This is a genomic window from Gilliamella sp. B3367 (genome assembly GCF_026536825.1).
In the GTDB taxonomy this organism is placed as follows: Bacteria; Pseudomonadota; Gammaproteobacteria; order Enterobacterales; family Orbaceae; genus Gilliamella; species Gilliamella apicola_E.
In genome coordinates, this window is the sequence record NZ_JAFNNJ010000001.1 from 38,577 (window position 1) to 53,491 (window position 14,915).

The following is a 14,915-nucleotide window of genomic DNA, read 5'->3' on the forward strand; positions in this document are numbered from 1 at the left end:
GATATTTATATGCAAAAATATAAGAACCCTGAGTCAGTATTAGTCGTTATTTATTGTAAACGGACTTTGCGTGTTCTTATGTTGCAACGTAAGGATGATCCTAATTTTTGGCAATCAGTTACAGGTAGTATGGAAGATAAGGAATTACCTAGAGATACGGCAATTCGTGAAGTTTTTGAAGAAACCGGTATAGATATTAACGGAGAAAATCTTAAATTAATTGATGCAAAACATACGGTTGAGTTTGAAATTTTTCCTCAGTTTAGATATCGGTACGCACCAGAAGTAAAGATAAATAAAGAACATTGGTTTTATTTAGCTCTTAATGATGAAATAACGCCATTGCTTACTGAACATTTATCTTATCAATGGTTAACTATAAATAGTGCAGCCAATCTTACTATATCGCCAAATAATTGTGAGGCTATTAGTAAAATTGGCTCAATTGATAAAAATTAATACAAGAGATCCAAAATGAAACTTAGCCATTATGTTATTTCGTTATTCAGCTTGTTTTTTGTAATATCTATCAGTCATGCAGAAATGAATATAAAAAAATGCAAAGTAACTAAAGAAGAAGCTTTAATTTTTGATGAATATGATTCACAAATTGCTGAAAAAATTATTGATTACAAGTTACATAATCAACCTGAAAAAAGAGAAAATAGCATTATTAAAATTTTTACAAATGAAAATAGTGAAGATCGTAATTATTGGTTAGCATCGATACAAACTGATGACAAATCAGAATTTTATCTATTTTATCAAGTTGATAAAAACGAAATTATTGAAGTTGACCAAAAACAATTTGAAGCATTATTACCTAAAATCGTTGAATGTAATCAAACAAAACAACTTCCCATATATAGTGAGAACTTTGATGAAGATTAGTTAATCTTCATCAATTAGTATTTCAATAGCGAGAGTTAAAAGGAGTAATAATGTCGTTGTCTAATTTTCGTGATTTTTTAGATTACCTTGAGCAGCAAGGTGAATTAAAACGCATTACTTATCCAATTAACCCTCATCTTGAAATGACCGAGATTGCTGATAGAGTTTTACGCTCTCAGGGACCAGCTCTATTATTTGAAAACCCAATTGGCTATGACATTCCTGTACTTTGCAATCTTTTTGGTACAGCTAAACGAGTTGCTATGGGGATGGGGCGAGAAAAGACTACAGAATTAAGAGAAATTGGTGAATTACTAGCTTTTTTGCGAGAACCAGAGCCACCCAAAGGTATTCGACAATTTTTTAATATATTACCTAAATATAAACAAGTTCTAAATATGCCGGTAAAACGGCGTTCTTCAGCGCCTTGTCAGGAATTAATATTTAAAAATGATGAGGTCGATTTAACTCAATTGCCTATTATGCATTGTTGGCCAGATGATGTAGCTCCACTTGTAACTTGGGGACTAACTATAACTAAAGGACCACATAAAGATCGTCAAAATGTAGGTGTTTACCGATTACAGCTACTAGGTAAAAATAAATTAATCATGCGTTGGTTGTCCCATCGAGGTGGGGCACTTGATTTTGCTGAATGGCAACAATCTTATCCAAATGAAAAATTTCCTATTAGTGTAGCTATTGGGGCTGATCCTGCAACAATATTAAGTGCAGTAACACCAGTACCTGATACCTTATCTGAATATGCTTTTGCTGGATTATTGCGTAATAGCCGAACAGAAGTGGTCAAATCATTATCAAATGAGTTAGAAGTTCCTGCAACCGCCGAAATTATTTTAGAAGGTTATATTGATCCCCATGAGCAAGCTGTTGAAGGGCCTTATGGTGACCATACTGGTTATTACAATGAAGTAGAAAAATTTGCTGTCTTCACAGTTACACATTTAACCAGACGTAAAGATGCAATTTATCATTCTACATATACAGGTAGACCTCCAGATGAGCCGGCTGTAATGGGATTAGCATTAAATGAAGTATTTATCCCGATATTACAGAAACAATTTCCTGAAATTGTTGATTTTTATCTACCTCCTGAAGGTTGCTCTTATCGTATTGCCATTGTGACAATCAAAAAACAATACCCGGGACATGCTAAAAGAGTGATGATGGGGGTATGGTCTTATTTAAGACAATTTATGTATACTAAATTTATTATTGTTTGTGATGACGATATTAATGCTAGAGATTGGAAAGATGTTATGTGGGCTATTTCGACAAGAATGGATCCACATCGAGATACAACATTTGTTGATAATACGCCAATTGATTACCTGGATTTTGCTTCACCTATTTCCGGTTTAGGCTCTAAAATGGGACTTGATGCAACTAACAAGTGGCCGGGTGAAACTAATCGTGAGTGGGGTAAAATTATTACTAAAGATGCTAAAGTAGTCGCTCATATTGATGAAATTTGGGACGAACTTGGATTGTGATAGCTTTTGTTAAATAATTAATTATATTTTTTTATAATGAGTCCGATTAAGCGATTTAATAATATTTACAATATTAGAATAACTTTAACTTTCAATTAAATAATAAAAAAAAGTATATTTAAAAAAACAAAACTATTCCCCTTTTAATCAATTATGTATAATTATTGCTAATATTATGACATTTAAAAAATTATGAAAAAACTTCAAATTATATTGGCTTTGGTGTTATCTATCTCTTGTGGAGCAGTTGCAAGCGAAGCTAAAACACAATCGGATACTGAGTTAAAAGTAAGTGACCCTAGTTCATTAATTCCTTCGTTGTTAATTGCTGCTGAAAAGGGTGATATGCAATCACAATATATGCTAGGAACAATTTATAAGCAGGGTTTAGGGGTTGAGGTTAATGATCTAAAGGCTTTTTTCTGGTTTAAGAAAGCCGCTGATCAAGGTTTAGCTAAAGCTCAAAATAATTTAGCTTATATGTACCAAAATGGTTTAGGGACTAAAGCTAATTTATCTGAGGCATTCAAATTGTTTAAATTGGCTGCCGATCAAAATTATGCTTTAGCTAAATATAATTTAGCTTTGATGTATAAAAATGGTGAAGGCGTAGAAAAAAAAACGTCTACCGCAATTGATTATTTTACCCAAGCTGGCGATCAAGGTATTTATGATGCTTATTTAAATTTAGGCATTATGTACTTTGCGGGTGATGGCGTTGATAAAGATCGCCTGGTAGCGGCCGATTGGTTTAGTAAAGCCGCAAAAGATAACAATCCAGAAGCACAATACTATTTAGGATTAATGTCCCAAACTGGTGACGGTTTAACCCAGGATAATGTTGCTGCCCTTTATTTTTATACTCAAGCGGCCGAACGCGGTTATGTACTAGCAATGTACAATTTAGGCATTATGTATGCAACCGGAACAGGAACAAGACCAGATAACACTCAAGCCGCATATTGGTTTACTCAAGCCGCTGAAGGTGGTAACGCTGATGCACAATATAATATAGCGGTTATGTATGATGTTGGCGGGGGAGTTCCTAAAGATGAACAAAAAGCAATCGATTGGTATACCAAAGCAGCCAAGCAAGGAAGTGTTGATGCGCAATATAATTTAGGTATTAAATATTTAGAAGGTGAAGGCGTTAAAAAAAATGATAACCTAGCAGTTTATTGGTTTACTAAAGCTAGTGAGCAAGGGGATACCGACGCTAAAGCTTATTTAGAAGAGATAGCTAAAAAAAATAAAAAGGGCGAATAAGCCCTTTTTTCTTATCCTGAATTTCGCATTCCTGCCGCAATACCAGAAATGGTAATCATTAATCCCTGTTCAACTATAGTATTTTCGTTATCATTTTTACGAGAACGACTTAATAATTCTGCTTGTAATAAATTAAGTGGTTCAATATATGTATTACGTAATGCAACAGACTCCGCAATCCAAGGTAAGTCTGCCATCAAGCTAATATCATCAGTAATCGTTAATACGGTATTAATATCTTCGGTTAATAAATTTCTTAACTCCTCTCCTAATGGCCATAATGTAGGAGAAACTAGCCTTTGTTCATAGTACTCATGAATATTCGGCGCCGCTTTAGCGTAAACCATTTCCAACATACCTAATCGGGCATTAAAAAATGGCCAATTATGATACATATCTTTAAGTTGTTCTTTTTTGCCCTCATTGATAACTTGCCTAAGTGCGCTTCCTGCACCTAGCCATGATGGAACCATTAGGCGATTTTGAGTCCAAGCAAAAATCCACGGAATTGCTCGTAAACTTTCTATTCCTCCACCGGTACGACGTTTTTGTGGTCGAGAGCCTAGAGGTAATCTTCCAAGTTCGGTTTCTGGTGTAACTGATCTAAAATAATCAACAAATTCAGCTTTTTCTCTTATGTAGCTACGATAACATTGGCATGAATAATCAGACATTTCATCCATAATATCACGCCAGACTTGCTTCGGTTCAGGTGGTGGTAATAAATTAGCTTGTAATATAGCTGATGCATAAAGCATTAAGCTACTAAGTGCAACTTCAGGTAAACCAAGTTTGAACCGAATCATCTCACCTTGTTCTGTAACACGTAAGCCACCTTTTAATGATCCTGGTGGTTGTGACAGTAAAGCTGCATGAGCAGGAGCGCCTCCCCGTCCGATTGAACCTCCACGACCATGAAATAACACCAAGTTAACATTATATTGTTCAAATAAATTAACTAATTCTTCTTGTGAACGATACTGTGCCCATGATGCTGCGAGAGTTCCTGCATCTTTTGCTGAATCAGAATAGCCAATCATAACCATCTGCTTGCCATTGATTTTTTCACGATACCAAGGAATATCTAAAAGCTTTTGCATAACAGATTTTGCATTATTTAAATCTTCTAAGGTTTCAAACAAAGGCGCAACAGGAATATTTTTTTGGCAATCAACAATTTTTAAAAGTAAGTAAACAGCTAGGACATCAGAAGGTGCTTTTGCCATCGAAATGACATAAGACGCAATCGATTCTTCACCTGCTTTTTTGATAACACGGCAAGTGTCTAATACTTCTTTAACCATTTCATCTGGTTGCCAATTATAGGGTAGTAATGGTCGATTAGATTGTAATTCGGTTAATAAAAATTCTTGTTTTTCTTCTTCTGACCATGAAGCATAGCTGCCTAAGTTTAACTCTTTAGTTAAGGCGTCTAACGCTTCAGTATGCACTGAACTATCTTGACGTATATCTAATCTAACTAATTGCAATCCAAAACTTTTAATACGTCTTAATGTATCTAATAGTGGGCCATGAGCAATAGTTGACATTCCGTTTTCAATTAATGATTCATAACATGTATAAAGTGGTGTCCATAATTGTTCATTCTTTATTAAAAGATCATTAGGTGCTAAAACTTGTTCATTATTTAATAATGCAACTATGTAGCTATGGGTTTTAGTTAAACGTGAACGCAACTGTTTCATTACAGCCCGATAAGGCTCTGATGCTGTTTTATTTTGTTCATCTAATAAGTCAATGACTGATTGGCTACATTCAGTCATTGATAATTCACGAACTAAAATTTGAATATCAGCTAAAAATAGTTCAATTGCTTTTAATCTAGCTTGCAACATCACCCTTCCTGTAACTTTAGCTGTTACATTTGGGTTGCCGTCTCGATCTCCCCCCATCCAAGAGGTAAATTTCACTGGAACATGTTCAACAGATAGTTCAGCATTGAATGCATCAACTAATTGGTCATTAAACTCACGTAAGAATAACGGGACGCCTTCCCATAAACTATCTTCAATTACAGAGAATCCCCATTTAGCTTCATCAAGAGGAGTAGGGCGTTTTTTACGAATTTCGTCGGTGTACCATGCTTGGCAAACAAGTTGTTTAAGGCGACGCATGATACGTTCTCTTTCATAATCCGCTAAATCGTTATGATCAAGTTGTGACAAACAATTATTAATAGCGGTATAAGTATTAATCATTGTTCGGCGATTGATTTCAGTTGGATGTGCAGTAAGCACTAACTCAATAGATAAATTATCAATAGCTTGTTCAATTGTTTTAGGCGCGAAATTTAAATTTTTAAGTGTTTTAAATAATTCGGTCATTTTTTTAGGGCTGCTCGATGCTTCCCCATGTGGTGAAATTCCATAATACTCAGCAGCAGTATTAACCAAGTTTAAAAATTGATTAAACGCACGTGCAACATGGAGTAAATCTTGATCATTAAGATTTTCAATCAATTTTAGTAATTCATTATGTGCTTGTTTGTTACCTTGTTGAGCTGATTTTGATAACTGCCTTATTTTTTCGACCAAATCGAAAGTTTCATTCCCTGTTGCTCGTTTAATTGCATCGCCCAATAATGTACCTAGCATATTGACGTTGCTTCGCATTGATGAGTATTGGCTATTCATTCTATTCTCTACTTTGTTTATATTTTGCCTAAGAGCCTTTAAGCTGTATGACCAAAAATTAAAGAAAAAGGTATAAATATAAGTTAATTGCTCAGGATATATACTTTATAACAATGTTGTATTGAATTTAAATAATAAAATCTTATAGTTTTTATTATTTCCATCGTTTTTATTATATTTGGTAAAAATAACATTCTGTTGACTATATAAAGATAATAAATTCTTTAGAAAGAATTTTTTGTATTAACGAAACGTTAGTAAACTGTATATTGTCGTCGATTGGGTATATACTAATATCATTATGAATAAGTATTGGATTATCTAATGATCGTTGTTTTTTATATTGCATCGATAATAGCTATTATTGCTAGTTTAAAAGTGATTTTTTGTAGAAGGGTAGAGAAGGCAATTTTATATCTCGCTATTTCACTTTTTGCATCAGCATTAATATTTATTCTGTTACAAACATATATTTCAGCTGCTTTATATATCCTCTTTTTTATTTGCGGTGGCATAATTCTTTTTTGGGGTGTTTCTTTAAAGCTTAAAATTCGTAATGATAATGTTGAAAATAATAAACATGGTATAAGTCCTAAGATTTGGTTGGGGCCATTAGTTTTGGCATTCATATTGTTAGTTATTCTTATATATGGTGTAGTAAGCACTGACTATTCACAACTTAAAGAAACACATGAATTAATGCATCAAATGTCTATCTATGCTTATATTTTGATGACGGAATTAGCTGCATTTTTGTTATTAGGTGCAGTAGTTATATCTTATCATTTTATGCATCGAATGTTTTCGGAGAAATAACGTGATACCACTTATGCATGGGCTAATTTTTGCTTCTATCTTGTTTGTAATCGGGCTGTTAGGTGTAATGATTAGACGAAATCTCTATTTTTTATTATTAAGCCTTATTATCATGAATAATGGAGCAATAGCAGCTTTGTTTGTCGCGAGTAGTTATTGGCAGCAATCAGATGGTGGCGTTTTAGCTATCTTAGCTGTAATTACTGTCTTAACTCAAATATGTGTCGGGCTTGCTTTACTTGTTAAATTAATTTATCGACGTAAAAACTTTAATATTGATTCATTGAGCGAAATGAAAGGATGAATTTACTTTATTTAACTATCATTGTTCCATTACTATCTTTTCTAATACAGGTTTGTTTTGGGCGACAAATACAATCCATTAATGTTAAGTTAATCGGAATTAGTACTATATTTATTGTTGGTTTAATAACAATATTTTCATGTATTGATTTTTCTACCAATACCGTCCCAGATATGACACTCGTTTATACAAGAAATCTATGGACTTGGTTTTCTGTCGGTGATTTTGAAGTTCCGATTTCCTTAACTTTGGATGGGTTATCGCTAACTTTTTTAGTGCTAATTTCTTTCTTTGGTTTATTGATCTCTATCTTTGCTGCCTGTTATCTAAAATCACGAGAAGATATTTATACTTTCTATGCATATAGTAATTTACTCATAACTAGCATGTTAACAGTTGTGCTTGTTGATAATTTGTTTGTGATGCTACTCGGTTGGGAAGGTGTGAGTATAAGCACTTACTTACTTATTGGTATTTATTACAAACAGGCTCGTAATGGTTATGCTGCAGTTAAAGCTTTTGTTATGATGCATTTAACCGACATATTTCTAATTATTGGTATATTTTTACTTTATCAAACAGTAGAAACATTAAAAATCAGCGAGATTTTATTTAAAGCACATAACGATTTAGCTATCGATTCAGATATTATCTTTTGGATCACCATTATGTTGTTCCTTGGCGCTATGAGTAAATCGGCTCTTTTTCCAATGCATACATGGTTCACAGAAACCACATTAGCACCAATGCCAGCTGTTGCTCTATTACAGTCTTCAACTGTCATATTGGCCGGAGTTTATCTTGTTTTAAGATTAAGCAATTTGTTTATGATGTCTAGTGATACACTTTATATAATGCTTTTATTTGCATCTTTAACTATTATATTTGCTAGTAGTATTGCTTTGGTTCAAAATGATATAAAACGAATTATAACCTATATTAATTTAGCTCAAATTAGTTACCTATTTTTTGCCTTTTCAACTCAAAGTTGGAATTTATCATTAAATTGTTTGATAAATTATTCTGTAACCAGTACATTATTAATACTAGCTTCAGCAATTTTATTAAAACAATGCCAAGGTGAAAGAGACATTAGCAAAATTGGTGGTTTATTAAAATCTAACCCAATATTATATGCTATTTTTCTAATTATTATGCTTTCACTTAGTGCATTCCCTTATATTTCTGCATCTTTTTATATTAAAGGCGATATTATTTGGAGATTAATGGCACAAGATAGCTTGATGGCTGGCACCATAGGTTTATTAGGTGTTTTATTATCAAGTTTGGGCATTTGGCGCATAATCTTTTTAGTTTTCCATCATACCCATAAAATGGATCATATTATAAAAATTAAAACGATAAATTATTTTCCAATTTTTATATTGTTAATATTTACTACTGCATTATTTATTTATTTCCCATTGCCGATACAAGGAATAATTCCAATAGCCCATCTTGATACTCAGGAACAGTTACCATTTCGGATATTATTAAGTGCAGTGACTATATTGAGTTTAGTTATTGCTTATATTCTTTATGGGCATCTTAATAGTGAGGTTCATGAAATACTTAATACTCCGATGGTCAAATTTTTAGGAAGATTATGTAAAAGCAATTGGCGATTTGATTTTGTCTTGAACAATATCTTCGTAAAACCTTATATCTATTTAGCGGATTTCCTGAAAAAAGATCCGTTAGCGATATGGGACAACTGGATAATGTGGGGAATTAAAAAAATAAACTCATATATTGTTAGCCTAGAAAATGGACAGATACGATGGTATATGGTTTCAATGGTCATAGGTAGCATTATTATATTAATGTTATTGATTTTTATTTAATAAAGGTGTGAACTTTCATGTTGTTATGGCTTGTCTTCTTACCTGTAATTGGCGGATTCATTGGTTGGTTATGTCAAGTATTCTTACAAAGAATCGTAGTATCAACTGATGTACAATTGCGTTGGCAACGTTTACCAATTATGGTTGCTTTCACGACTATATTAATCACATTAATATTAGCCATAATTTTATGGGCGAATGCAATAAATGTAGAACCAGATACAAGTTGGAGTAAAGAGGTTAATTATGACTGGATCCCATTACTTGGTATCCATTTTCATCTTCTATTGGATGGTCTATCGTTGGTAGTAATTACTTCGACACTTTTCATTGTACTACTAGTTATTATTTATTCTAGCAAAGAAAACCTAAATAACCTTGGGTTGTTTTACTTATGTGTATTATTTATGACATCAGCCATTATGATGTTATTTGTCATTACTGATCTGTTTTTGATGTTTTTCTTCTGGGAAGCGGTAGCTATTCCGATTTATTTCTTAATTTCATTGTGGGGAAGGAGAGATTTAAATTCACAACGCTTCAATGGTGCTAATAAATTTTTAATCTACACACAAATAAGTAGTTTATTAATGCTAATATCTATTGTTTCATTAGCACTAATTAATTGGAATTTAACCGGTCAATGGACTTTTGACTATCAAATTTTAACTAAAACACCAATTTCAAGTAATACTGAATTTTTATTAATGTTAGGATTTCTAGCTGCTTTCCTTATACGCATTCCTTTAGTTCCTTTTCACAATTGGTTTATTGAAGCACATATTGAATCTTCAACAAGTGGTTCAATGATGATAAGTGGTTTATTACTTAATACGGCAACATTTGGTTTATTACGTTTTGTAATCCCCCTTTTTCCAAACGCGTCTTTGGCCATTATGCCTGTTATTTCAATACTAGCTATGTTTACTGTTTTTTATGCTGCTTTACTAGCATTTAACCAAACAGATATAAAAAAATTAATTGCTTATATCCATATCGCGTTAATGGGATTTGTTACTACAATTATTTATAGTGGATCTGTAATAGCATTTCAAGGCGTTGTTATTCAAATGATAGCCATAAATCTAGCTATCGTTGGCATGTTTATGATTAGCGGATTATTGGCTGAATGCTATTTAACTCGGAATATAAACCAATTTATTGGATTAAAAGAGCAAGTGAGATATCTGTCCTCTTTTACTTTATTTTTTATGTTAGCTGTATTAGGCATACCAGGTACAGCTAATTTTGTTGGTAATTATATGATGTTATTAGGTAGTTATACCTCTTATTCATATTATACAATTTTGTTGGTAATTGGGTTGCTGTTACTGTCAATTTCCTTAATTATTCGTATGCAACCTATTTTTTATGGAGTAGTTGATAAAGTAGATGTAACCAAACACTTTTTAAGTAAAAAAGATATTTTATTATTATCTAGTGTGTTGATTGTTCTAATTTTTATCGGGTTGTACCCTAAGATAGTGTTAGATATATCTTATTCTACTGTCAACCAAACACAGCAGTATATAACAGCAGAACGAGTGGGAGAGTAAAAATTTATGATAGCTTTATTGCCAATATTCATATTGAGCTTTGCCATAATTGTTTTGCTCATAGCGCTTTTTGTTTTTAAAGTAGGAACTAAAAAATGTGCTATTTTAGCTATATCAGGGTTGATATGCGCTTTAATTTGTTCATCAATTCTAGGCTTTAAAATTTCTCATAACACACCCGCAATAACTGATATTAGTAGTGACAATATGCAAATATCTGTACCTACTTCACAAGGTTCAACTGATACTGATTTATCAAGTGAGCAAACTATAGCCGTTGATGAAGTTCCAACGGAAACATCATCCCCTCAAAATGACCAGAACTCTGAACCTATGGTTCAACAAGATTTTGTAGGCCCACCTCAGAATGTTATTGATACTACACAAGCTGATGATAATACTGATAATAAATGGCGTGCTCATCAAGTTACAGCGTTATTTACCTGTGATGGCTATGGATTACTTTATACCAGTTTGATTTTGATTATTTCTATTGTAGTTGCTTCACTCGCTTATCAATGGTTTGTACAAGAACTGGTCGTACATGGTTTATTCTATGTAATTTTATTACTTATGGCATTAGGCGGCGTAACTTTAGTTTATGCAAGTCATTTAATGTCATTCTTCCTAGGCTTAGAATTACTTTCGATACCATTTATTGGATTGATCGGTTATCAATATATACAAACACATGCGTTAGAAGCTGCGATCAAATATATGATTCTATCTGCAATAGCTAGTTCATTTTTGTTAATGGGAATAGCCTTCTACTATGCAACAACTGGAGAGCTTACATTTAGTGGTTTAAGTTACCAGCTTTCAACCATGAATTATCAAAGTACATTATTATTAATTGGCATTTGTTTAATATTAGTGGGAATTGGTTTTAAGCTTTCATTGGTACCTTTTCAACTTTGGTTGCCTGACGTTTATCAAGGTGCGCCGACTGTAGTAGCATTATTATTATCAACAGTAGGAAAAGTGGCAGTATTTTGTGCTATTGCCAGATTATTTTTACTTGCGCCAATTGTTAATAATGAAACAATTCGTATTATTTTGGTGATTATGGCTTTTTGTTCAATACTATGGGGTAATTTATCTGCTTTAATGCAAAGTAGCTTAAAGCGTTTATTAGCTTATTCATCCGTAGCTCACTTTGGTTATTTATTACTTGCTTTAATTGCGGTGCAATATCAAGTATTGGCCTTAGAAACCATTGGTGTATATTTGATTGGTTACATTCTTGCCAATATCTGTATTTTGGGCGTGATCAGTTTAGAATCACATTCCAACGAGTTACAGGATCATGAAAACGAAGTCGATCTTTCAGGATTATTCTGGCGTCGTCCTGTTTTAGCATTAGCAATGGGTATAGGTTTACTCTCTTTAGCCGGTGCTCCACTGACAGCTGGTTTTGTTGGGCGTTTCCTTCTAATATTGTTGGGTGTAACGGCTGAATTATGGTGGTTAATTGCGGCAGTGGTTATTGGTAGCACACTAGGACTTTATTTTTATGCAAGACTTATTCTCAACCTTTATATCAAACCATCCAATGATGAACAGCTGAATTCGAACATCAGATTAAAATGGCAGGATATAAAAATGAGCGAATTGCTAATTGTTCTTGCAGCAGTTTTAACGATTGTATGTGGTGTCTATCCAAAATGGTTAGTTAACTTAGTTAGTATGGCTCAATATTTAACGACTTAATTATTTTTGTCACTTTCTTGAGATTGATTAAAAAGACATTGACAAGAAATAGTTAATTATCGACATATTTATTGTGTTATAATTCTGAACTTTAATATTTTTGTAATAATTAAGAGGACCGATATGGACTTTTTTATTTCTAATGCATATGCAGCCGATGGCGCTCAGCCTGGTGCTGATTATTTAATGCCAATTATGTTAGTGGTATTCGGGTTATTTTTCTATTTTATGATTATGCGCCCACAACAAAAACGCGCTAAAGCGCATCGTGAGTTAATGGCATCAATTTCTAAAGGTGATGAAGTATTAACTAATGGTGGACTTATTGGTCGAGTTTCAAAAGTTAACGACAATGGTTATATTGCGTTAGAGTTAAATGATACAACAGAAGTTGTTATCAAACGTGACTTTATCACATCTGTTTTACCAAAAGGAACAATGAAATCATTATAATAAATTTCATTGTATTAATTATCTAATTCCACAAGAGAAAATGTCGTGCTAAATCGCTATCCTTTGTGGAAGTACATTATGTTGGTCGTCGTAATTTGCGTCGGCCTGCTTTATGCGCTTCCAAATATTTATGGTGAAGATCCTGCTATACAAATTTCAGGTTCAAACGGTACCGAAATTAATGTTGCTATGCAAGATAAAGTTAAGCAACTTTTGGTGAAAAACAAAATTGAACCTAAATCACTCGTATATGAAAATAAATCTATTTTAATTCGATTAAGTGATAATGATACTCAGCTTAAAGCTAAAGAATTAATATCACAAGAATTAGGTGAAGATTATACTGTTGCGCTAAATCTAGCACCAGCAACACCATCGTGGTTAGCTGTGATTGGCGCCGAGCCAATGAAATTAGGCCTCGATTTGCGCGGCGGTGTTCATTTCTTAATGGAAGTAGATATGACTACTGCATTAAGTAAATTGACAGACCAGTCGATTGAAAATTTAAAAACAGAGTTTAATAAAAACAATCTTGTATATAAAACAATCAGCAAAAATCCTAATCAACAAATAACAATGCAATTTGATAATGTTGAAGATCGAAATAAAGCTATTACTAAGATCAATGGATTACAAGATTATGAGTTAACTTCACAAGATGAAAATAGCATTGTCATTAGTGTTAGTCAACAGAGACTGCAACAAGCGAAAAATGATGCAGTTCAACAAAATACTACCATTTTACGTAATCGAGTTAATCAGTTAGGTGTGGCTGAACCAATTGTTCAACGCCAAGGCTCAGATCGTATTGTGGTTGAATTACCAGGTATCCAAGATACTGCATTGGCTAAACGCATTTTAGGTGCGACAGCTACCCTTGAATTTAGGCAAGTAAATGATGATAGCTCAATTGACTTAGCTGCAATTTTAAACGGCAATATGCGTGTTCCATATGGTTCTGAAATAAAATATATGGAAAACGGCCGACCAGTTTTACTTTATAAACGTGTAGTATTAACAGGTGATCATATTACCGATTCTTCATTTAGAGTAAACGAATATAGCCAACCAGAGGTTTCTATCACTCTTGATAGTACTGGTGGTAAAACCATGCTTGGTTTCACGCAAAAAAATCTGAAAAAAGCAATGGCAACACTTTTTGTCGAGTATAAAGATACTGGAAAACGTGATGAAAATGATAAACCTATTCTTGAAAAACAAGAGAGAGTCATCAATGTCGCAACTATCCAAGGTATTTTTAGTGACCGATTCCAAGTAACAGGCATAAGTAGTATTGATGAAGCTAAGAATTTATCATTATTACTTAGAGCTGGTGCGTTGATTGCTCCGATTCAAATAATTGAAGAACGAACAGTAGGTCCTTCAATGGGGCAAGAAAATATCACACAAGGCTTAGAATCTTGTGTTTGGGGATTATTAATTTCTGTCGTATTTATGTTGGTGGTTTATCGCTTATTTGGAGTATTTGCAAGTCTTGCACTGGTAGCGAACTTAATTTTGATTGTTGGTACCATGTCATTATTACCAGGTGCGACATTGAGTATGCCAGGTATTGCCGGTATAGTTTTAACCGTAGGTATGGCAGTCGATGCTAATGTGTTGATTAACGAGCGAATAAAAGAAGAACTAAGTAACGGACGAGGTGTTCAACACGCAATTAGCGAAGGTTATGCGGGTGCTTGGAGTAGTATTTTTGATGCCAACATCACCACACTGATTACTGCGGTTATTCTTTATGCGCTTGGTACTGGCTCAATTAAAGGCTTCGCTATTACATTAGGTATCGGTATTGTAACATCGATGTTTACCTCGATCGTAGGGACTCGAGCATTGGCCAATCTTATTTATGGTGGTCGTCGTGTTGATAAGTTATCAATTTAGAGGTT

At 33.4% G+C, this 14,915-nt stretch carries 12 protein-coding genes; 11 read left to right on the top strand and 1 reads right to left on the bottom strand.

The annotated features are described in order from the left end of the window. Nucleotides 1-9: 9 nt before the first annotated feature. From nudB to J3U23_RS00190, 4 genes are all read left to right on the top strand, one after another. The gene (gene nudB, locus J3U23_RS00175) at nucleotides 10-459 is read left to right on the top strand and encodes a dihydroneopterin triphosphate diphosphatase (protein ID WP_065735171.1); all 450 of its coding nucleotides are present in this window, start codon (nucleotides 10-12) and stop codon (nucleotides 457-459) included. 15 nt (nucleotides 460-474) lie between these two features. Next, nucleotides 475-891, top strand: a complete 417-nt coding sequence (locus J3U23_RS00180; RefSeq protein ID WP_065735172.1) for a hypothetical protein — start codon at nucleotides 475-477, stop codon at nucleotides 889-891. A 50-nt stretch (nucleotides 892-941) separates the two neighbouring features. Beyond that, nucleotides 942-2,405: a 4-hydroxy-3-polyprenylbenzoate decarboxylase gene (gene ubiD, locus J3U23_RS00185; RefSeq protein ID WP_267338156.1), complete on the top strand. Its 1,464-nt coding sequence runs from the start codon at nucleotides 942-944 to the stop codon at nucleotides 2,403-2,405. A gap of 192 nt (nucleotides 2,406-2,597) precedes the next feature. Then, nucleotides 2,598-3,671: an SEL1-like repeat protein gene (locus J3U23_RS00190; RefSeq protein WP_267336670.1), complete on the top strand. Its 1,074-nt coding sequence runs from the start codon at nucleotides 2,598-2,600 to the stop codon at nucleotides 3,669-3,671. A gap of 11 nt (nucleotides 3,672-3,682) precedes the next feature. Here J3U23_RS00190 and ppc read toward each other — a convergent pair whose 3' ends face one another. Next, a complete protein-coding gene (gene ppc, locus J3U23_RS00195; protein WP_065562426.1) occupies nucleotides 3,683-6,325 on the bottom strand; it encodes a phosphoenolpyruvate carboxylase in 2,643 nt (880 codons plus the stop codon). A 324-nt stretch (nucleotides 6,326-6,649) separates the two neighbouring features. On the opposite strand from ppc, the gene J3U23_RS00200 reads away from it, so the two are divergent. The 7 genes from J3U23_RS00200 (at nucleotide 6,650) to secD (ending at nucleotide 14,910) form a co-directional block, all read left to right on the top strand. After that, nucleotides 6,650-7,141: an NADH-quinone oxidoreductase subunit J gene (locus J3U23_RS00200; RefSeq protein ID WP_065562425.1), complete on the top strand. Its 492-nt coding sequence runs from the start codon at nucleotides 6,650-6,652 to the stop codon at nucleotides 7,139-7,141. A 1-nt stretch (nucleotide 7,142) separates the two neighbouring features. Then, a complete protein-coding gene (nuoK, locus tag J3U23_RS00205) occupies nucleotides 7,143-7,445 on the top strand; it encodes an NADH-quinone oxidoreductase subunit NuoK (protein WP_065562424.1) in 303 nt (100 codons plus the stop codon). After that, nucleotides 7,442-9,289, top strand: coding sequence for an NADH-quinone oxidoreductase subunit L (locus J3U23_RS00210; RefSeq protein ID WP_267330001.1), 1,848 nt, complete (start codon nucleotides 7,442-7,444; stop codon nucleotides 9,287-9,289). The genes nuoK and J3U23_RS00210 overlap by 4 nt, the downstream gene beginning before the upstream one ends. A 17-nt stretch (nucleotides 9,290-9,306) precedes the next feature. After that, the gene (locus J3U23_RS00215; protein ID WP_065735177.1) at nucleotides 9,307-10,845 is read left to right on the top strand and encodes a complex I subunit 4 family protein; all 1,539 of its coding nucleotides are present in this window, start codon (nucleotides 9,307-9,309) and stop codon (nucleotides 10,843-10,845) included. A gap of 207 nt (nucleotides 10,846-11,052) precedes the next feature. Then, complete coding sequence (locus tag J3U23_RS00220) at nucleotides 11,053-12,555, top strand: NADH-quinone oxidoreductase subunit N (protein ID WP_176713976.1); 1,503 nt, start codon at nucleotides 11,053-11,055, stop codon at nucleotides 12,553-12,555. A gap of 123 nt (nucleotides 12,556-12,678) precedes the next feature. After that, on the top strand, nucleotides 12,679-13,008 hold the full coding sequence (yajC, locus tag J3U23_RS00225) for a preprotein translocase subunit YajC (protein WP_065562420.1): 330 nt from the start codon (nucleotides 12,679-12,681) through the stop codon (nucleotides 13,006-13,008). Between the two features lie 45 nt (nucleotides 13,009-13,053). Continuing rightward, complete coding sequence (gene secD / locus J3U23_RS00230) at nucleotides 13,054-14,910, top strand: protein translocase subunit SecD (RefSeq protein WP_267338157.1); 1,857 nt, start codon at nucleotides 13,054-13,056, stop codon at nucleotides 14,908-14,910. Nucleotides 14,911-14,915: the final 5 nt, after the last annotated feature.

Excerpts from the sequence above, each read along its gene's own strand:
- J3U23_RS00190 (WP_267336670.1), top strand. The coding sequence starts at position 2,598 with ATGAAAAAACTTCAAATTATATTGGCTTTGGTGTTATCTATCTCTTGT.
- J3U23_RS00180 (WP_065735172.1), top strand. The coding sequence starts at position 475 with ATGAAACTTAGCCATTATGTTATTTCGTTATTCAGCTTGTTTTTTGTA.
- J3U23_RS00200 (WP_065562425.1), top strand. The coding sequence starts at position 6,650 with ATGATCGTTGTTTTTTATATTGCATCGATAATAGCTATTATTGCTAGT.
- nudB (WP_065735171.1), top strand. The coding sequence starts at position 10 with ATGCAAAAATATAAGAACCCTGAGTCAGTATTAGTCGTTATTTATTGT.
- J3U23_RS00215 (WP_065735177.1), top strand. The coding sequence starts at position 9,307 with ATGTTGTTATGGCTTGTCTTCTTACCTGTAATTGGCGGATTCATTGGT.
- J3U23_RS00220 (WP_176713976.1), top strand. The coding sequence starts at position 11,053 with ATGCAAATATCTGTACCTACTTCACAAGGTTCAACTGATACTGATTTA.
- ppc (WP_065562426.1), bottom strand. The coding sequence starts at position 6,325 with ATGAATAGCCAATACTCATCAATGCGAAGCAACGTCAATATGCTAGGT.
- yajC (WP_065562420.1), top strand. The coding sequence starts at position 12,679 with ATGGACTTTTTTATTTCTAATGCATATGCAGCCGATGGCGCTCAGCCT.
- ubiD (WP_267338156.1), top strand. The coding sequence starts at position 942 with ATGTCGTTGTCTAATTTTCGTGATTTTTTAGATTACCTTGAGCAGCAA.
- J3U23_RS00210 (WP_267330001.1), top strand. The coding sequence starts at position 7,442 with ATGAATTTACTTTATTTAACTATCATTGTTCCATTACTATCTTTTCTA.